Source organism: Paenibacillus sp. Z3-2 (assembly GCF_054161325.1).
Genome location: NZ_CP096397.1, coordinates 662,473 through 680,509, shown reverse-complemented (window position 1 = coordinate 680,509; position 18,037 = coordinate 662,473). Strand labels below are relative to the sequence as shown.

Here is an 18,037-nt window from a genome sequence, read left to right as displayed (position 1 = left end):
GCCATCTCCCAAAATCCCCTGTCCGATACATCCGCGTACCTGGCTCAAATGGGTTATCCACGTATTTCTTCATTGTCAGTTCATGCTCATTAATATAACCGCGTGCTAAACCGTCGCCTGCTATACATAGCTCCCCTACGACGCCAATCGGCTGTAGTTGATTATATGAATTTACAACATAGTACCGCATGTTAGCATTCGGACTTCCAATTGTCGCTGTCTTTTCTACGCTGACATCTCGCAACATCGACCAGACCGTCGTTTCCGTCGGGCCATACATGTTATATATCGCTGCAGAAGACAGTGATTGCAATTGATTCAGCAAATCCTCTGGTAGCGTCTCCCCGCCAACCATGATGTCGCTCACGCTCTCCAGCCAGGAATAATCAGAACCAACAGCTAATAGCGTATGAAGCCTTGAAGGTGTTCCTTGCACCATTGCTATTTTATAGCGCTTAATCAGTTCCGTTAATTGCTGCGGATCTCTCTGCTGATCCTGGGTCGCCACAATGATGCGCATGCCCCGGGTTAATGCCAGTAATGTCTCAACGACCGAGATATCGAAGGACAATGTCGCTGCGAATAGGATCGGCTTGGTCGGCTCAAATGTAATCCTCGCTGTCATACCAAAGAGAAAATTGACGACGGAGCGATGCTCGATCATTACGCCTTTCGGCTGACCGGTCGTCCCAGACGTGTATATCACATACGCCAAATGGCTTGGCATCACTGTGAAATTGGGATTCGTTTCAAGCCGTTCACTTGTCTCTACATCCTCAAATTGCAGCATACGCCCTTGAAACTCATAAGTTTCCATTCCCTGATGACGCAAAAGTACACGTGCGCCACTGTCCTTAAGCATCGATCGGATCCGTTCAAACGGTAACACCGGGTCGATCGGCAAATATGCACCGCCTGCCTTCAATATCCCTAGCAAGCCGATGATCATTTCTAACGAACGCTCAGCTGCAATTCCAATTACCGTATCCGGCCCCACACCTTGCTCACGCAGCGTCCACGCCAGCTGATTCGCCCGCGCGTTCAGCTCCGCATAGGTCAACTGCTGATCTCCATACACCACTGCTACCGCATCTGGCGTCCGCTCTACCTGCGCTTCGAACAACCCATGAATCGTTGCTTCCCGCGGATATTCCGCCGCTGTGTCGTTGAATCCGTGCAGCAATTGCTGTTTCTCCTCTGGGGTAACTAGCTCATACGTTCCAATCCTTGCTTCCGGCTGCGCTGTGATTTGGGACACCAGCTGTACAAAGTGCATCAGGTATCGTTCCACGGTCTCCTCATTAAACAGCGCGCTACTGTATTCCAACACTAGCTGCAGTCCTTGATCACTCTCTGTAATGTTTAGCAGCAGATCAAACTTTGTCGTCGAATGATGGAGCTCAACCGGACGAACCTTTACGCCTGCCAGCTCAAATCGTGCCTGCTCCATGTTCTGCAGCACCAGCATCGTATCAAACAACGGGTTGCGGCTCAGATCACGGCGCACATCCAGCTTCTCCACCAGTTCCTCAAACGGATAGTCCTGATGGTCAAATGCCGCCAGTGTCCGTTCCTTCACTTCGCCTACGAAGTCCATGAATCGTTTCTCCCCCGAAGGAGCGTTACGTAGCGCCAGCGTGTTCACGAACATTCCAATCATCGGCGCCATATCCTCATGCGTCCGTCCAGCCACCGGGGTCCCGACCACCATGTCCGTCTGCCCGGTATACTTGTGCAGCCACACGTTGTACGCCGCCAGCAGCACCATGTACAGCGTTGCTCCGGTATCAGCTGCAATCTGTCTCAGCGCTTCTACGGTCTTGGCATCCACTTCCGTGTTGACTTGTCCGCCTTCACTACTTGGCACCGATGGTCGCGTCCGGTCGGTCGGCAGCTCCAACACCGGCACTTCCTCCGCATAGGCCGTCAGCCAGTACGCTTCGTCCGCTTGCATCCGCTCCACCTCAAGCGTGCTCTGCTGCCACACGGCGTAGTCCTTGTACTGAATCCGCAGCGGTGCCAGTTCCTCTCCCGCATATGCCGTCATGAAATCCGACACCAGCAGGGTCAGCGACACCCCGTCCGACACAATATGGTGCATGTCCCACACCAGCCAGTAGCGGTCTTCCGCCAGTCGCAGCAATGCAGCCCGGAGTAGCGGCGCCTGTTCCAGCGCGAATGGTCGCACGAACCGCTCACTGAACTCCCGCGCTTCTGCTTCGTCTACTTCCCGGTATACCCATTCAAACGGTACGTCTTCATGCACCTGTTGTCTTGGTTCGCCCTCTACCCAGATAAACGACGTGCGCAGCGATTCGTGACGAGCAATGACCGACCGAATCGCTTGTGCCAGCCGATCTACGTCGATCTTCCCTGTGAGTTCCATCACGCCCGGCATGTTGTACCGCGTGCTTTCCGGCTCCATCTCGTGCAGCACAGCCAACCGCCGCTGCGCCGATGACAATGGATACGTGGACTGCGGCACTGCTAGCTCAATTCGGCCGTAGTCCCTTTGTTCTGCCCAGCGTATATAGTCCGCTAAAGCCTTTACCGTCGGCCGCGCGAACAGCTCCCGCAATGGCAGTTCCACCGCCAGCTGCTGATGCACGCGCGACACCAAGGTCACTGCTTTCAGCGAGTGTCCTCCGCGCGCGAAGAACGAGTCGCCAATACCTATCTCGCTTACGCCCAGCACTTCCGCAAATAAATCCGCCAAGTGCATCTCCAGTGCATCCCGCGGTGCTTCATAGCTTTCCGTGTACACTTCCCCTTCTGGCGCCGGTAGCGCCTTGCGGTTCACCTTACCGTTGCTGGTAAGTGGAATCGTCTCCAACTCCACAAAATAGGACGGGATCATATAATCCGGCAACTGAGCTGCCAAGTGTTCTCGTAACTCGGGTACCGCAACCGCTTCGTCACTCACAAGGTACGCGCACAGGTATGCCTCGCCTTGTTCGTCCTCGCGGGCCAGCACGACCGCTTCGCGAAGATGTGCATGGGTCAGTAACTGCGCCTCGATCTCTCCGCACTCGATCCGGTAGCCCCGGATCTTCACTTGATGATCCATCCGGCCCAAGTATTCTACGTTTCCATCCGGCAGCCATCTTGCCAGATCCCCTGTCCGATACATTTTCGTCCCCGGCTCAAACGGGTTGTCGACGAACTTCTCCGCCGTCAGCTCCGGCTGGTTAAAGTAACCCCGTGCCAATGCATCTCCCGCGATGTACAGCTCACCCACCACACCAATCGGTTGTAGCTGCACATGGTCATTCACAATATACAGCTGTGTATTCGCCAACGGTTTGCCGATCGGTATAGCCGTTTTCACCTGAGAGGACATGCAGTCAAAATAGGAAACTTCGGCCGCTTCCGTTGGCCCATACAGGTTGTGAAGCGTCGCCCCGCTTCCCTCCAGTAAGTTGTAAAAACCGGTCACATGCTGCGGCTTCAGTGCTTCACCGCTGGCGAAGACCCGGCGCAAGCTGCCCAGCTTTTCTTGGTGGAACACCTGGCCCGCTTGCTCCAGGAAGACGCTCAGCATCGATGGCACAAAATGCATTACTGTAACCCCATGCCACTCAATGGTTTCAGCCAATACCGCCGGATCTTTCTCTCCCTGCGGTGCAAGCATGCAGACCCGAGCCCCCGTCATGCCCCACCAGAACAACTCCGATACCGACACGTCAAACGTAATTGACGTCTTCTGCAGAATGACGTCCTGTTCTCCGATAGGGTAGCAGTTCTGCATCCATTGCAGCCGGTTAATGACCGAACGATGCTCCATCATGACGCCCTTCGGGTTGCCTGTTGTCCCCGACGTATAGATCACGTACGCCAAACTACCAGAATCCGGCTCTAACGGCGGGTTGCTTTCGGATTGCCCTTGCCCTTGAGGTGCCAATTCGACAACGGCTCCTTCGAATCCGCATGAATCCATGCCAGAATCCAACAGCAGTACTACCGCACCGCTGTCTCTGAGCATATACCCGATGCGTTCAGCAGGGAGCGATGGGTCAATCGGCAGGTACGCCCCCCCAGCTTTCAGGATGCCATAGAGCCCGACCATCAGCTCCAGCGAGCGTTCCGCCATAATCGCCACGATACACTCTGGTCCCACACCTTGCTCGCGCAGCGTCCACGCCAGCTGATTCGCCCGCGCGTTCAGCTCCGCATAGGTCAGCTGCTGATCCCCGTACACGCCTGCCACCGCATCTGGCGTCCGCTCCACCTGGGCTTCAAACAACCCATGAATGGTTTCTTCCCGCGGATAATCCGTCACCGTGTCGTTGAATCCGTGCAACAGCTGTTGTTTCTCCTCTGGAGTAACCAGCGCATACATACCAATCCTTGCTTCCGGCTGTACTGTGATTTGGGACACCAGCTGTACAAATTGCATCAGGTACCGCTTGGCCGTTGCCTCGTTAAACAGCGCGCTGCTGTATTCCAGCCACAACTGTAGTCCTTGATTTCCCTCCGTAATGTTTAGCAGCAGATCAAATTTCGTCGTCGAATGATGGAGTTCGACCGAACGAACGTCTACATCCGCCAGCTGCAAAGAGGCTTGCTCCATGTTCTGCAGCACCAACATCGTATCAAACAACGGGTTGCGGCCCAGATCACGACGCACATCCAGCTTCTCCACCAGTTCCTCAAACGGATAGTCCTGATGGTCAAATGCCGCCAGCGTCTGTTCCTTCACTTCACCCACGAAGTCCATGAATCGCTTCTCCCCCGACGGAGCGTTACGCAGCGCCAGCGTGTTCACGAACATCCCAATCATCGGCGCCATATCCTCATGCGTTCGTCCGGCCACCGGGGTCCCGACCACCATGTCCGTCTGCCCGGTATACTTGTGCAGCCACACGTTATACGCCGCCAGCAGCACCATGTACAGCGTTGCTCCCGTTTTATCCGCTATTCGTTTCAACGCTTCTACGGTCTTGGCATTCACTTCCGTATGGACTTGCCCGCCTTCGCTGCTTGGTACCGCCGGACGTATCCGGTCGGTCGGCAGTTCCAGCACCGGCACTTCCTCGGCGTAGACCGATAGCCAGTATGCTTCATGCGCTTGCATCCGCTCCACCTCAAGCGTGCTCTGCTGCCACACGGCGTAGTCCTTGTACTGAATCCGCAGCGGTGTCAGTTCCTTTTCAGCATATGCCGCTAGGAAGTCTGACACCAACAGGGTCATCGACACCCCGTCCGACACGATATGATGCATGTCCCACACCAGCCAGTAGCGGTCTTTCGCCAGTCGCAGCAGTGCAGCTCGGAGTAACGGCGCCTGTTCCAGCGCGAATGGTCGCACGAACCGCTCACTGAACTCACGTGCTTCTGCTTCGTCTACTTCCCGGTAGATCCACTCAAACGGCACGTCTTCATGCACCTGTTGTCTTGGTTCGCCATCTACCCAGATAAATGACGTGCGCAGGGATTCATGACGAGCAATGACCGACCGAATCGCTTGTGCCAGCCGATCTTCGTCTATCATTCCCGCTAGTTCCATCACACCCGGCATGTTGTATCGCGTGCTCTCCGGCTCCATCTCGTGCAGCACGGCCAATCGCCGCTGCGCCGATGACAATGGATACGTGGACTGCGGCGCTGCTGACTCAATCCGGCCGTAGTCCCTTTGTTCTGCCCGGCGTATATAGTCGGCCAAAGCCTTTACCGTCGGCCGCGCGAACAGCTCCCGCAATGGCAGCTCCACCGCCAGTTGCTGATGGATGCGTGACACCAAGGTCACTGCTTTCAGCGAGTGTCCCCCGCGCGTAAAGAACGATTCGCTAATCCCCATCTCGCTTACGCCCAGCACTTCCGCAAATAGCTCCGCCAAGTGCATCTCCAGGGCATCCCGCGGTGCTTCATAGCTTTCCGTGTACGCTTCCCGATCTGGCGCCGGCAGTGCCTTGCGGTCCACCTTACCGTTGCTGGTAAGTGGAATCGTCTCCAACTCTACAAAATAGGACGGGATCATATAGTCCGGCAGCTGGACTGACAAGTGTTCCCGTAGCTCGTGTACCGGAATCACTTCGTCACTCACAAGGTACGCGCACAAGTACGCCTGGCCTTCCTCGTCCTTCCTATCGACGACGACCGCTTCGCGAAGATGTGCATGAGTCAGTAACTGCGCCTCGATCTCCCCACACTCGATTCGGTAGCCCCGGATCTTCACTTGATGATCCATCCGGCCTAAGTACTCTACGTTCCCATCCGGCAGCCATCTTGCCAGATCCCCTGTCCGATACATTTTCGTCCCCGGCTCAAACGGGTTGTCGACGAATTTCTCTGCCGTCAGCTCTGGCTGGTTAAAGTACCCCCGCGCCAATGCGTCTCCCGCGATGTACAGCTCACCCACCACACCAATCGGTTGTAGCTGCACATGGTCATTCACAATATACAGCTGTGTATTCGCCAACGGTTTGCCGATCGGTATAGCCGTTTTCACCTGAGAGGACATGCAGTCAAAATAGGAAACTTCGGCCGCTTCCGTTGGCCCATACAGGTTGTGAAGCGTTGCTCCACTTCCTTCCAATAGCTTATAAAAACCGATCACTTGCTGCGGCTTCAATGCTTCGCCACTGGCAAAGACCCGGTGCAAGCTGCCCAGCTCTTTTCGGCTGAACACCTGGCCCGCTTGCTCCAGGAAGACGCTCAGCATCGATGGTACAAAATGCATTACTGTAACCCCATGCCGCTCAATGGTTTTGGCCAGTACTGCTGGATCTTTCTCTCCCTGCGGCGCAAGCATGCAGATCCGGGATCCGGTCATGCTCCACCAGAACAGCTCCAATACCGAAGCATCAAATGTGATTGGTGTCTTCTGCAACAGGACATCTTGCTCCCCAATAGGGTAGCAATGTTGCATCCATTGCAGCCGGTTAATGACCGAACGGTGACCCATCATGACCCCTTTCGGGTTCCCTGTTGTCCCTGAGGTGTAGATCACGTACGCCAAACTTCCAGAATTCTGCTCTAACGGCGGGTTGCTTTCGAATTGCCCTTGTCCTTGAGGTGCCAATTCGACGACAGCCCCTTCGAATCCGCATGGATCAAGGTCCGGATCTAGTAGCAGCACTACCGCACCGCTGTCTCTGAGCATATACCCGATGCGTTCTGCAGGCAGCGATGGGTCAATCGGCAGGTACGCCCCTCCGGATTTCAAGATGCCATAGAGCCCGACCATCAGCTCCAGCGAGCGTTCCGCCATAATCGCCACGATACATTCTGGTCCCACACCTTGCTCGCGAAGCGTCCACGCCAGCTGATTCGCCCGCGCGTTCAGCTCTCCGTAGGTCAGCTGCTGATCCCCATATACAACCGCTACCGCATCCGGCGTCCGCCCCACCTGAGCTTCGAACAGTTCGTGAATCGTTGCTTCCCGCGGATATTCCGCCGCTGTGTCGTTAAATCCGTGCAGCAGTTGCTGTTTCTCCTCTGGCGTTACCAGCTCATACGTTCCAATCCTTGCTTCCGGCTGCGCTGTGATTTGGGACACCAGCTGCACAAAGTGCATCAGGTACCGCTTGGCTGTCGCCTCGTTAAACAGCGTGCTGCTGTATTCCAGCACTAGCTGCAGTCCTTGATCAATCTCCGTAACGTTCAACGTTAAGTCAAATTTCGTTGTCAGGTGGTTGAGCTCAACCGGACGAACCTTTACGCCCGCCAGCTCAAATCGTTCCTGCTCCATGTTCTGCAGCACCAGCATTGTATCAAACAATGGGTTGCGGCCCAGATCACGACGCACATCCAACTTCTCCACCAATTCCTCAAACGGATAGTCCTGATGGTCAAATGCCGCCAGTGTCCGTTCCTTCACTTCGCCTACGAAGTCCATGAATCGTTTCTCTCCCGACGGAGCGTTACGCAGCGCCAGCGTGTTCACGAACATCCCAATCATCGGCGCCATATCCTCATGCGTCCGTCCGGCCACCGGGGTCCCGACCACCATGTCCGTCTGCCCGGTATACTTGTGCAGCCACACGTTGTACGCCGCCAGCAGCACCATGTACAGCGTTGCTCCCGTTTCATCCGCTATTCGTTTTAACGCTTCTACGGTCTTGGCATTCACTTCCGTATGGACTTGCCCGCCTTCGCTACTTGGCACCGCCGGACGTATCCGGTCGGTCGGCAGTTCCAATACCGGTACTTCCTCGGCGTAGACCGATAGCCAGTACGCTTCATGCGCTTGCATCCGCTCCACCTCAAGCGTGCTCTGCTGCCACACGGCGTAGTCCTTGTACTGAATCCGCAGCGGTGTCAGTTCCTTTTCAGCATATGCCGTCATGAAATCCGACACCAACAGGGTCATCGACACCCCGTCCGACACAATATGGTGCATGTCCCACATCAACCAGTAGCGGTCTTCCGCCAGTCGCAGCAATGCAGCTCGGAGTAACGGCGCCTGTTCCAGCGCGAACGGTCGCACGAACCGCTCACTGAACTCACGTGCTTCTGCTTCGTCTACTTCCCGGTATACCCATTCAAACGGCACCTCGTCGTGCACCTGTTGTCTCGGTTCGCCATCTACCCAGATAAACGACGTGCGCAGCGATTCGTGACGATGGATGACCGACCGAATCGCTTGTGCCAGCCGATCTTCGTCGATCTTCCCTGTGAGTTCCATCACGCCCGGCATGTTGTACCGCGTGCTCTCCGGCTCCATCTCGTGCAGTACGGCCAATCGCCGCTGCGCCGATGACAACGGGTACGATGCCTGCACTGCCGCGGATTCAATCCGGCCGTAGTCACTTTCGTCCTGGCTACGCACATAGTCCGCCAATGTCTTCACCGTCGGCCGCGCGAACAACTCCCGCAGGGGCAGCTCTACCGCCAGCTGCTGATGCACGCGCGATACCAAGGTCACTGCTTTCAGCGAGTGACCCCCGCGGGCAAAGAACGAGTCGCCAATGCCCACCTCGCTTACGCCCAGCACTTCCGCAAATAGCTCCGCCAAGTGCATTTCCAGTGCATCCCGCGGCGCTTCATAAGCTTTCATGTATGTCTCTCGGTCTAGTTCCGGGAGTGCCTTGCGGTCCACCTTACCGTTGCTGCTAAGTGGAATCGTCCCCAGCTCCACAAAATAGGACGGGATCATATAATCCGGCAACTGAGCTGCCAAGTGTTCCCGTAGCTCCGGTACCGGAATCACTTCGTCGCTCACAAGGTACGCGCACAGGTATGCTTCGCCTTGCTCATCCTCGCGGGCCAGCACGACCGCTTCGCGAAGATGTGCATGGGTCAGTAACTGTGCCTCGATCTCCCCGCACTCGATCCGGTAGCCCCGGATCTTCACTTGATGATCCATCCGGCCCAAGTATTCTACGTTCCCATCCGGCAGCCATCTCGCTAAATCCCCCGTCCGATACATTTTCGTCCCCGGCTCAAACGGGTTGTCGACGAATTTCTCCGCCGTCAGTTCCGGCTGGTTCACGTATCCGCGGGCCAGACCGTCCCCTGCGATGCACAGTTCACCCGCAACACCCTTCGGCTGTAGCTGCAAATGGTCATTCACAATATGCAGCTGTGTATTCGCGATCGGCTTGCCGATCGGCACTGCATCTTCCGCAAAGGTGGAAGCACTGTCGTAATACGTGACTTCGACTGTCGCTTCCGTCGGCCCGTATAGGTTGTGAAGTGTTGCTTCACTTCCCTCCATGAGCTTATAAAAACCTGTCACATGATGCGGCTTCAACGCTTCACCACTGGCAAAGACACGGCGCAAGCTGCCGAGCTGCTCTCCGTTAAACGCATCTCCAGCCTGCTCCAGAAAGACACTCAGCATCGATGGCACAAAATGCATCACCGTGACCCCACGCTGCTCAATCGTTTCGGCCAGTACCACTGGATCCTTCTCTCCCTGCGGTGCAAGCATGCAGACCCGAGCCCCCGTCATGCTCCACCAGAACAATTCCCACACCGACACGTCAAAAGTAATCGGTGTCTTTTGCAACAGAACGTCCTGCTCTCCCATGGGGTAGCGATGCTGCATCCACTGTAGCCGGTTGATAACGGAACGATGCTCAATCAAGACCCCCTTCGGGTTGCCTGTTGTCCCTGACGTATAGATCACGTACGCCAAACTTCCAGAATTCTGCTCCAACGGCGGGTTGCTTTCGGATTGTCCTTGTCTCTGAGGTATCAATTCAACGACGGCCCCTTCGAATCCGCAACGATCCAGGCCAGTTTGAACTAGTAGCACAGCCGCGCCACTGTCCTCAAGCATATACCGGATGCGCTCCGCAGGCAGCGATGGGTCGATTGGCACGTATGCCCCGCCGGCCTTCAAGATACCGTAAAGCCCGACCATCAGTTCCAGCGAACGTTCCGCCATAATGGCCACCATTCGATCTGGTCCTACACCTTGTCCACGCAGCGTCCACGCCAGCTGATTCGCCCGTGCATTCAACTCCGCGTAGGTCAATTGCTGATCTCCATACACCACCGCTACCGCATCCGGTGTCTTCTTCACCTGCGCTTCAAACAGTCCGTGGATTGTTGCTTCTCGTGGATAATTCATTGCCGTGTCGTTAAATGCATGTAGCTGCTGCTTCTCCTCGGATGTTATAAGCTCATACGAGCCAATGCTCGCTTTCGGCTGCTCGATCATTTGGGACACGAGCTGCACGAAGTGCCTCAGGTACCGTTCCACCGTCTCTTCGTTAAACAACGCGCGGCTGTATTCCAGCATCAGCTGCAGTCCTTGCTCACGCTCCACCACATTCAGTGTGAAATCAAACTTCGTAGTCGGGTGGTTCAGTTCCACTGGACGAACCTCAACATTCGCTAACTCAAAGCGCGGCTGTTCCATGTTCTGCAGGATCAACATCGTGTCAAACAGCGGGTTGCGGCTCAGATCGCGTCGCACGTTCAGCTGCTCCACCAGTTCCTCAAACGGATAGTCCTGATGGTCAAACGCCGCCAGTGTCCGCTCTTTCACTTCCCATACGAAGTCCATGAACTGTTTGTCCCCCGATGGCGCGTTACGCAGTGCCAGCGTGTTGACAAACATGCCGATCATCGGCTCCGCATCCCCATGGGTCCGTCCCGACACTGGCGTGCCCACCACGATATCGGTCTGCCCGGTATACTTGTGCAGCCACACGTTATATGCCGCCAGCAGCACCATATACAGCGTTGCTCCGGTCTCTGTCGCAATTCGCTTCAGTCCCTCGGCTACCTCCGCACTAATCTGCGTATGAACCTGCCCACCTTCACTGCTTGGCGCCGCCGGACGTATCCGGTCAGTCGGCAGTTCCAGCACCGGCACTTCCTCCGCATAGACTGAGAGCCAGTACGCTTCATGTGCCTGCATCCGCTCCACCTCGAGCGTGCTCTGCTGCCACACGGCGTAGTCTTTGTACTGAATCCGCAGCGGTGCCAGTTCCTCCCCGGCATATGCCGCTAGGAAATCTGACACCAACAGGGTCATCGACACCCCGTCCGACACAATATGATGCATGTCCCACACCAGCCAGTAGCGGTCTTCCGCCAGTCGCAGCAGTGCAGCTCGGAGTAACGGCGCCTGTTCCAGCGCAAACGGTCGCACGAACCGCTCACTGAACTCATGTGCCTCTGCTTCTTCTACTTCCCGGTAGATCCACTCAAACGGCACGTCTTCATGCACCTGTTGTCTTGGTTCGCCCTCTACCCAGATAAACGACGTGCGCAGTGATTCGTGCCGATGGATGACCGACCGAATCGCTTGTGCCAGCCGATCTTCGTCGATCTTCCCGGTGAGTTCCATCACGCCCGGCATGTTGTACCGCGTACTCTTCGGCTCCATCTCGTGCAGTACGGCCAATCGCCGCTGCGCCGATGACAATGGATACGTGGACTGCGGCGCTGCTGACTCAATCCGGCCATAGTTGCTTTGTTCCGTGCTACGCACATAGTCCGCCAATGCCTTCACCGTCGGCCGCGCGAACAACTCCCGCAATGGCAGCTCCACCGCCAGCTGCTGATGAATGCGTGACACCAAGGTCACTGCTTTCAGCGAGTGTCCCCCGCGCGCAAAGAACGATTCACCAATGCCCATCTCGCTTACGCCCAGCACTTCCGCAAATAACTCCGCCAAGTGTATCTCCAGTGCATCCCGCGGTGCTTCATAGCTTGCCGTGTACGCTTCCCGATCTGGTGCCGGCAGCGCTTTGCGGTCCACCTTGCCGTTGGTGTTGAGAGGGATGTTTTCCACTTCCACAACATAGGACGGGATCATGTATTCCGGCAATTGTACTGCCAGATACACTCGTAGTTCTTCAACGGAAACAGCCTCGTCACTCACGAGATATGCGCACAAGTATGCCTGACCTTGTTCGTCCTCGCGAGCCAGCACAACGGCTTCGCGAATATGCGCATGGGTCAAAAGCTGCGCCTCGATCTCCCCGCACTCGATCCGGTAGCCCCGGATCTTCACTTGATGGTCCATCCGGCCCAAGTACTCCAGATTGCCGTTCCGCAACCATCTTGCCAAATCCCCTGTCCGATACATTTTCGTCCCCGGCTCAAATGGGTTGTCGACGAATTTCTCCGCTGTCAGCTCTGGCCGATTGAGGTACCCTCGCGCCAGACCGTCCCCCGAGATGCACAGTTCACCTGCGACACCCATCGGCTGCAGTTGGCCCTGATCATCCACAATATACAGCTGTGTATTCGCAATCGGCCCTCCGATAGTCACGCTCTGTTCAGTGGTCACTTCCCGCACTGCCGACCAAATCGTCGTCTCCGTCGGACCATACATATTGAACAGTGCCGCCTTGGATTTACTTTGCAAATCTGCTAGCAAATCGTCGGGCCATGCCTCTCCGCCGACCAGTACTTCCGTTACGCCTTCCAGCCATGCTTCGCAGCCCGCCGATAACAGCATCTTCAGGCGCGATGGCGTCATCTGCACCATGTCGATACCCTGGCGCTCAATCAACCCCGCCAGCTGCTGCGGATCCTTCTGCTGTTCTTCGCTCGCTATCACGACTCGCATGCCTTGCGTAAACGCAAGCAGCGTCTCTACCACCGAGATGTCGAACGATAGCGTAGTTGCCAATAACATGGATTTGGCCGGAGCGAATGGGATCACTCCTGTCATCCCTGTCATGAAGTTAACCACGGAACGGTGTTCAATCATAACCCCTTTCGGGTTCCCAGTCGTGCCGGATGTGTAGATCAAATACGCCAAATCACTCGGCCTTGCCTGAAGCACAAGATTCTCTTGAGCTGCTGTTTTCTCGGCTTCTGCCAAGTCCAGCACTGTACCCTCAAATCCACATGAATCCAGACCAGGATCTAACAGCAGCACTACCGCACCGCTGTCCCTAAGCATATACCCGATGCGTTCAGCAGGCAGCGATGGGTCAATCGGCAGGTACGCCCCGCCGGATTTCAGGATGCCATAGAGCCCGACCATCAGCTCCAGCGACCGTTCTGCCATAATCGCCACGATACACTCTGGTCCTACACCTTGCTCGCGCAGCGTCCACGCCAGCTGATTCGCCCGCGTGTTCAGTTCCGCATAGGTTAGCTGCTGATCTCCGTACACCACCGCTACCGCATCTGGCGTCCGCTCTACCTGCGCTTCGAACAACCCATGAATCGTTGCTTCCCGCGGATATTCCGCCGCTGTGTCGTTGAATCCGTGCAGCAATTGCTGTTTCTCCTCTGGGGTAACTAGCTCATACGTTCCAATCCTTGCTTCCGGCTGCGCTGTGATTTGGGACACCAGCTGTACAAAGTGCATCAGGTATCGTTCCACGGTCTCCTCATTAAACAGCGCGCTACTGTATTCCAACACTAGCTGCAGTCCTTGATCACTCTCTGTAATGTTTAGCAGCAGATCAAACTTTGTCGTCGAATGATGGAGCTCAACCGGACGAACCTTTACGCCTGCCAGCTCAAATCGTGCCTGCTCCATGTTCTGCAGCACCAGCATCGTATCAAACAACGGGTTGCGGCTCAGATCACGGCGCACATCCAGCTTCTCCACCAGTTCCTCAAACGGATAGTCCTGATGGTCAAATGCCGCCAGTGTCCGTTCCTTCACTTCGCCTACGAAGTCCATGAATCGTTTCTCCCCCGAAGGAGCGTTACGTAGCGCCAGCGTGTTCACGAACATTCCAATCATCGGCGCCATATCCTCATGCGTCCGTCCAGCCACCGGGGTTCCGACCACCATGTCTGTCTGCCCGGTATACTTGTGCAGCCACACGTTATACGCCGCCAGCAGTACCATGTACAGCGTTGCTCCGGTATCAGCTGCAATCTGTCTCAGCGCTTCTACGGTCTTGGCATCCACTTCCGTGTTGACTTGTCCGCCTTCACTACTTGGCACCGATGGTCGCGTCCGGTCGGTCGGCAGCTCCAACACCGGCACTTCCTCCGCATAGGCCGTCAGCCAGTACGCTTCGTCCGCTTGCATCCGCTCCACCTCAAGCGTGCTCTGCTGCCACACGGCGTAGTCCTTGTACTGAATCCGCAGCGGTGCCAGTTCCTCTCCCGCATATGCCGTCATGAAATCCGACACCAGCAGGGTCAGCGACACCCCGTCCGACACAATATGGTGCATGTCCCACACCAGCCAGTAGCGGTCTTCCGCCAGTCGCAGCAATGCAGCCCGGAGTAGCGGCGCCTGTTCCAGCGCGAATGGTCGCACGAACCGCTCACTGAACTCCCGCGCTTCTGCTTCGTCTACTTCCCGGTATACCCATTCAAACGGTACGTCTTCATGCACCTGTTGTCTTGGTTCGCCCTCTACCCAGATAAACGACGTGCGCAGCGATTCGTGACGAGCAATGACCGACCGAATCGCTTGTGCCAGCCGATCTACGTCGATCTTCCCTGTGAGTTCCATCACGCCCGGCATGTTGTACCGCGTGCTTTCCGGCTCCATCTCGTGCAGCACAGCCAACCGCCGCTGCGCCGATGACAATGGATACGTGGACTGCGGCACTGCTAGCTCAATTCGGCCGTAGTCCCTTTGTTCTGCCCAGCGTATATAGTCCGCTAAAGCCTTTACCGTCGGCCGCGCGAACAGCTCCCGCAATGGCAGTTCCACCGCCAGCTGCTGATGCACGCGCGACACCAAGGTCACTGCTTTCAGCGAGTGTCCTCCGCGCGCGAAGAACGAGTCGCCAATACCTATCTCGCTTACGCCCAGCACTTCCGCAAATAAATCCGCCAAGTGCATCTCCAGTGCATCCCGCGGTGCTTCATAGCTTTCCGTGTACACTTCCCCTTCTGGCGCCGGTAGCGCCTTGCGGTTCACCTTACCGTTGCTGGTAAGTGGAATCGTCTCCAACTCCACAAAATAGGACGGGATCATATAATCCGGCAACTGAGCTGCCAAGTGTTCTCGTAACTCGGGTACCGCAACCGCTTCGTCACTCACAAGGTACGCGCACAGGTATGCCTCGCCTAGTTCGTCCTCGCGGGCCAGCACGACCGCTTCGCGAAGATGTGCATGGGTCAGTAACTGCGCCTCGATCTCTCCGCACTCGATCCGGTAGCCTCGGATCTTCACTTGATGATCCATCCGGCCCAAGTATTCTACGTTTCCATCCGGCAGCCATCTTGCCAGATCCCCTGTCCGATACATTTTCGTCCCCGGCTCAAACGGGTTGTCGACGAACTTCTCCGCCGTCAGCTCCGGCTGGTTAAAGTAACCCCGTGCCAATGCATCTCCCGCGATGTACAGCTCACCCACCACACCAATCGGTTGTAGCTGCACATGGTCATTCACAATATACAGCTGTGTATTCGCCAACGGTTTGCCGATCGGTATAGCCGTTTTCACCTGAGAGGACATGCAGTCAAAATAGGAAACTTCGGCCGCTTCCGTTGGCCCATACAGGTTGTGAAGCGTCGCCCCGCTTCCCTCCAGTAAGTTGTAAAAACCGGTCACATGCTGCGGCTTCAGTGCTTCACCGCTGGCGAAGACCCGGCGCAAGCTGCCCAGCTTTTCTTGGTGGAACACCTGGCCCGCTTGCTCCAGGAAGACGCTCAGCATTGATGGCACAAAATGCATTACTGTAACCCCATGCCACTCAATGGTTTCAGCCAATACCGCCGGATCTTTCTCTCCCTGCGGTGCAAGCATGCAGACCCGAGCCCCCGTCATGCCCCACCAGAACAACTCCGATACCGACACGTCAAACGTAATTGACGTCTTCTGCAGAATGACGTCCTGTTCTCCGATAGGGTAGCAGTTCTGCATCCATTGCAGCCGGTTAATGACCGAACGATGCTCCATCATGACGCCCTTCGGGTTGCCTGTTGTCCCCGACGTATAGATCACGTACGCCAAACTACCAGAATCCGGCTCTAACGGCGGGTTGCTTTCGGATTGCCCTTGCCCTTGAGGTGCCAATTCGACAACGGCTCCTTCGAATCCGCATGAATCCATGCCAGAATCCAACAGCAGTACTACCGCACCGCTGTCTCTGAGCATATACCCGATGCGTTCAGCAGGCAGCGATGGGTCAATCGGCAGGTACGCCCCTCCAGCTTTCAGGATGCCATAGAGCCCGACCATCAGCTCCAGCGAGCGTTCCGCCATAATCGCCACGATACACTCTGGTCCCACACCTTGCTCGCGCAGCGTCCACGCCAGCTGATTCGCCCGCGCGTTCAGCTCCGCATAGGTCAGCTGCTGATCCCCGTACACGACTGCAACCGCATCCGGCGTTCTCTCTACCTGTATTTCGAACAGCTCGTGAATTGTTTTTTCCCGTGGATAATCCGAAGCCGTGTCGTTAAATACATCTCTTAGCTGACTTTCTCCCACTTCATCTAATAGACGTACATCTTGAAGCATAAGACTAGGGTCTTGAATAATATTCTGGAGCATGACAGTGAAAGAATTATATATCTGTTCTACCATCTCATCAGAATGGTCAGCCTTATAATCAAAAATCAATTCTATTTCGCCAGTCTCAGACCAGTCTCTTATAAGCAACTGAAATGGATAATACTGATGCCCACTATGCACCTCGTTTGCTGTTACAGTTAGATTGTCTAACTTTTTAAAAATCCTAGTACCAGAATTATTTACAACAACAGAAAATAGCTGATCTATCCCCTTTTTTCGCAATTCCAACTCTTTTACTAAATCATCGTAAGGATATTTCTGATGAAAGTAACATGATATCAGTTCACGTTGTACATCCTTGCTAAATGAGTCAAAACTCTGCATAGCGCCTATTTGAACACGAAGCGGCATCGTACTGACGAACATACCCAATGTAGACTTCTCTTTCGATCCGGAGCGATTTGAAACTGGAGTTCCAATTACTAAATCGTTTTCCCCCGTAGTCCGATACAAATAAGCAAGCATTAACGACACAAACCAAGCATTTATTGAAATCCGGTTCTCATGAAGTCTTTCTCTGATCCCATCAGAAAGTTCTTTGTTGAGGTGGAACGATTTTCGTCTTCCAATCGATTCGCTTGTCATAAATTTGGAGGTTGGCATAGTCGTGGGAGACTCAAAGTCTTGATACTGTTGTAACCAGAATTTCTTGTCTTTTATGTACCTGTTAGACGCCAGATATTTTTTTTCATTATCAGCAAAATCTAGAAAGTTGCTTGACTTACCAACCGGATATTTTTCACCCTTCGCCAACTTTTCATAAATATCAAGAGTGTCTTCGTGCCACACATACCCCGACCAGCCATCAACAATAATGTGATGTGCCTTGATAATGTATCCGCATTCATTATCACTAATTTTAAATAAGGAAACGTAATATAAAGGACCATTCTCCAATTGGAACGGGATAGTTGCTTGCTTTTCTGTCCAAACTTTAAATTCCTCATGAGGGCTATCTAAATTACTGAAATCCATTAGAGGCAACGGGCTAATGCGGTGAGGCACATAATATTGATACGGATCACCATCCTGCCTACGGGAGAATCGCAATCCAAAACCTGCATGGTTGCTAAGATTATAGTGAATGGCTGTTTCAATCCACTCTAAATTCGCTTCCCCTTTAAAAACAAAATACAGCGTCACATTATTGATCGAAGTATTTGGATAATGCTGCTCCATCAT

Annotated in this window: 1 pseudogene (cut by a window edge); it reads right to left on the bottom strand. The window is 54.8% G+C overall.

Annotated features, from left to right (window positions below):
• Positions 1-18,037, bottom strand: a pseudogene (locus tag M1D71_RS03185) (non-ribosomal peptide synthase/polyketide synthase) (its annotated part extends 19,088 nt beyond the left edge of the window); the annotation flags it as partial.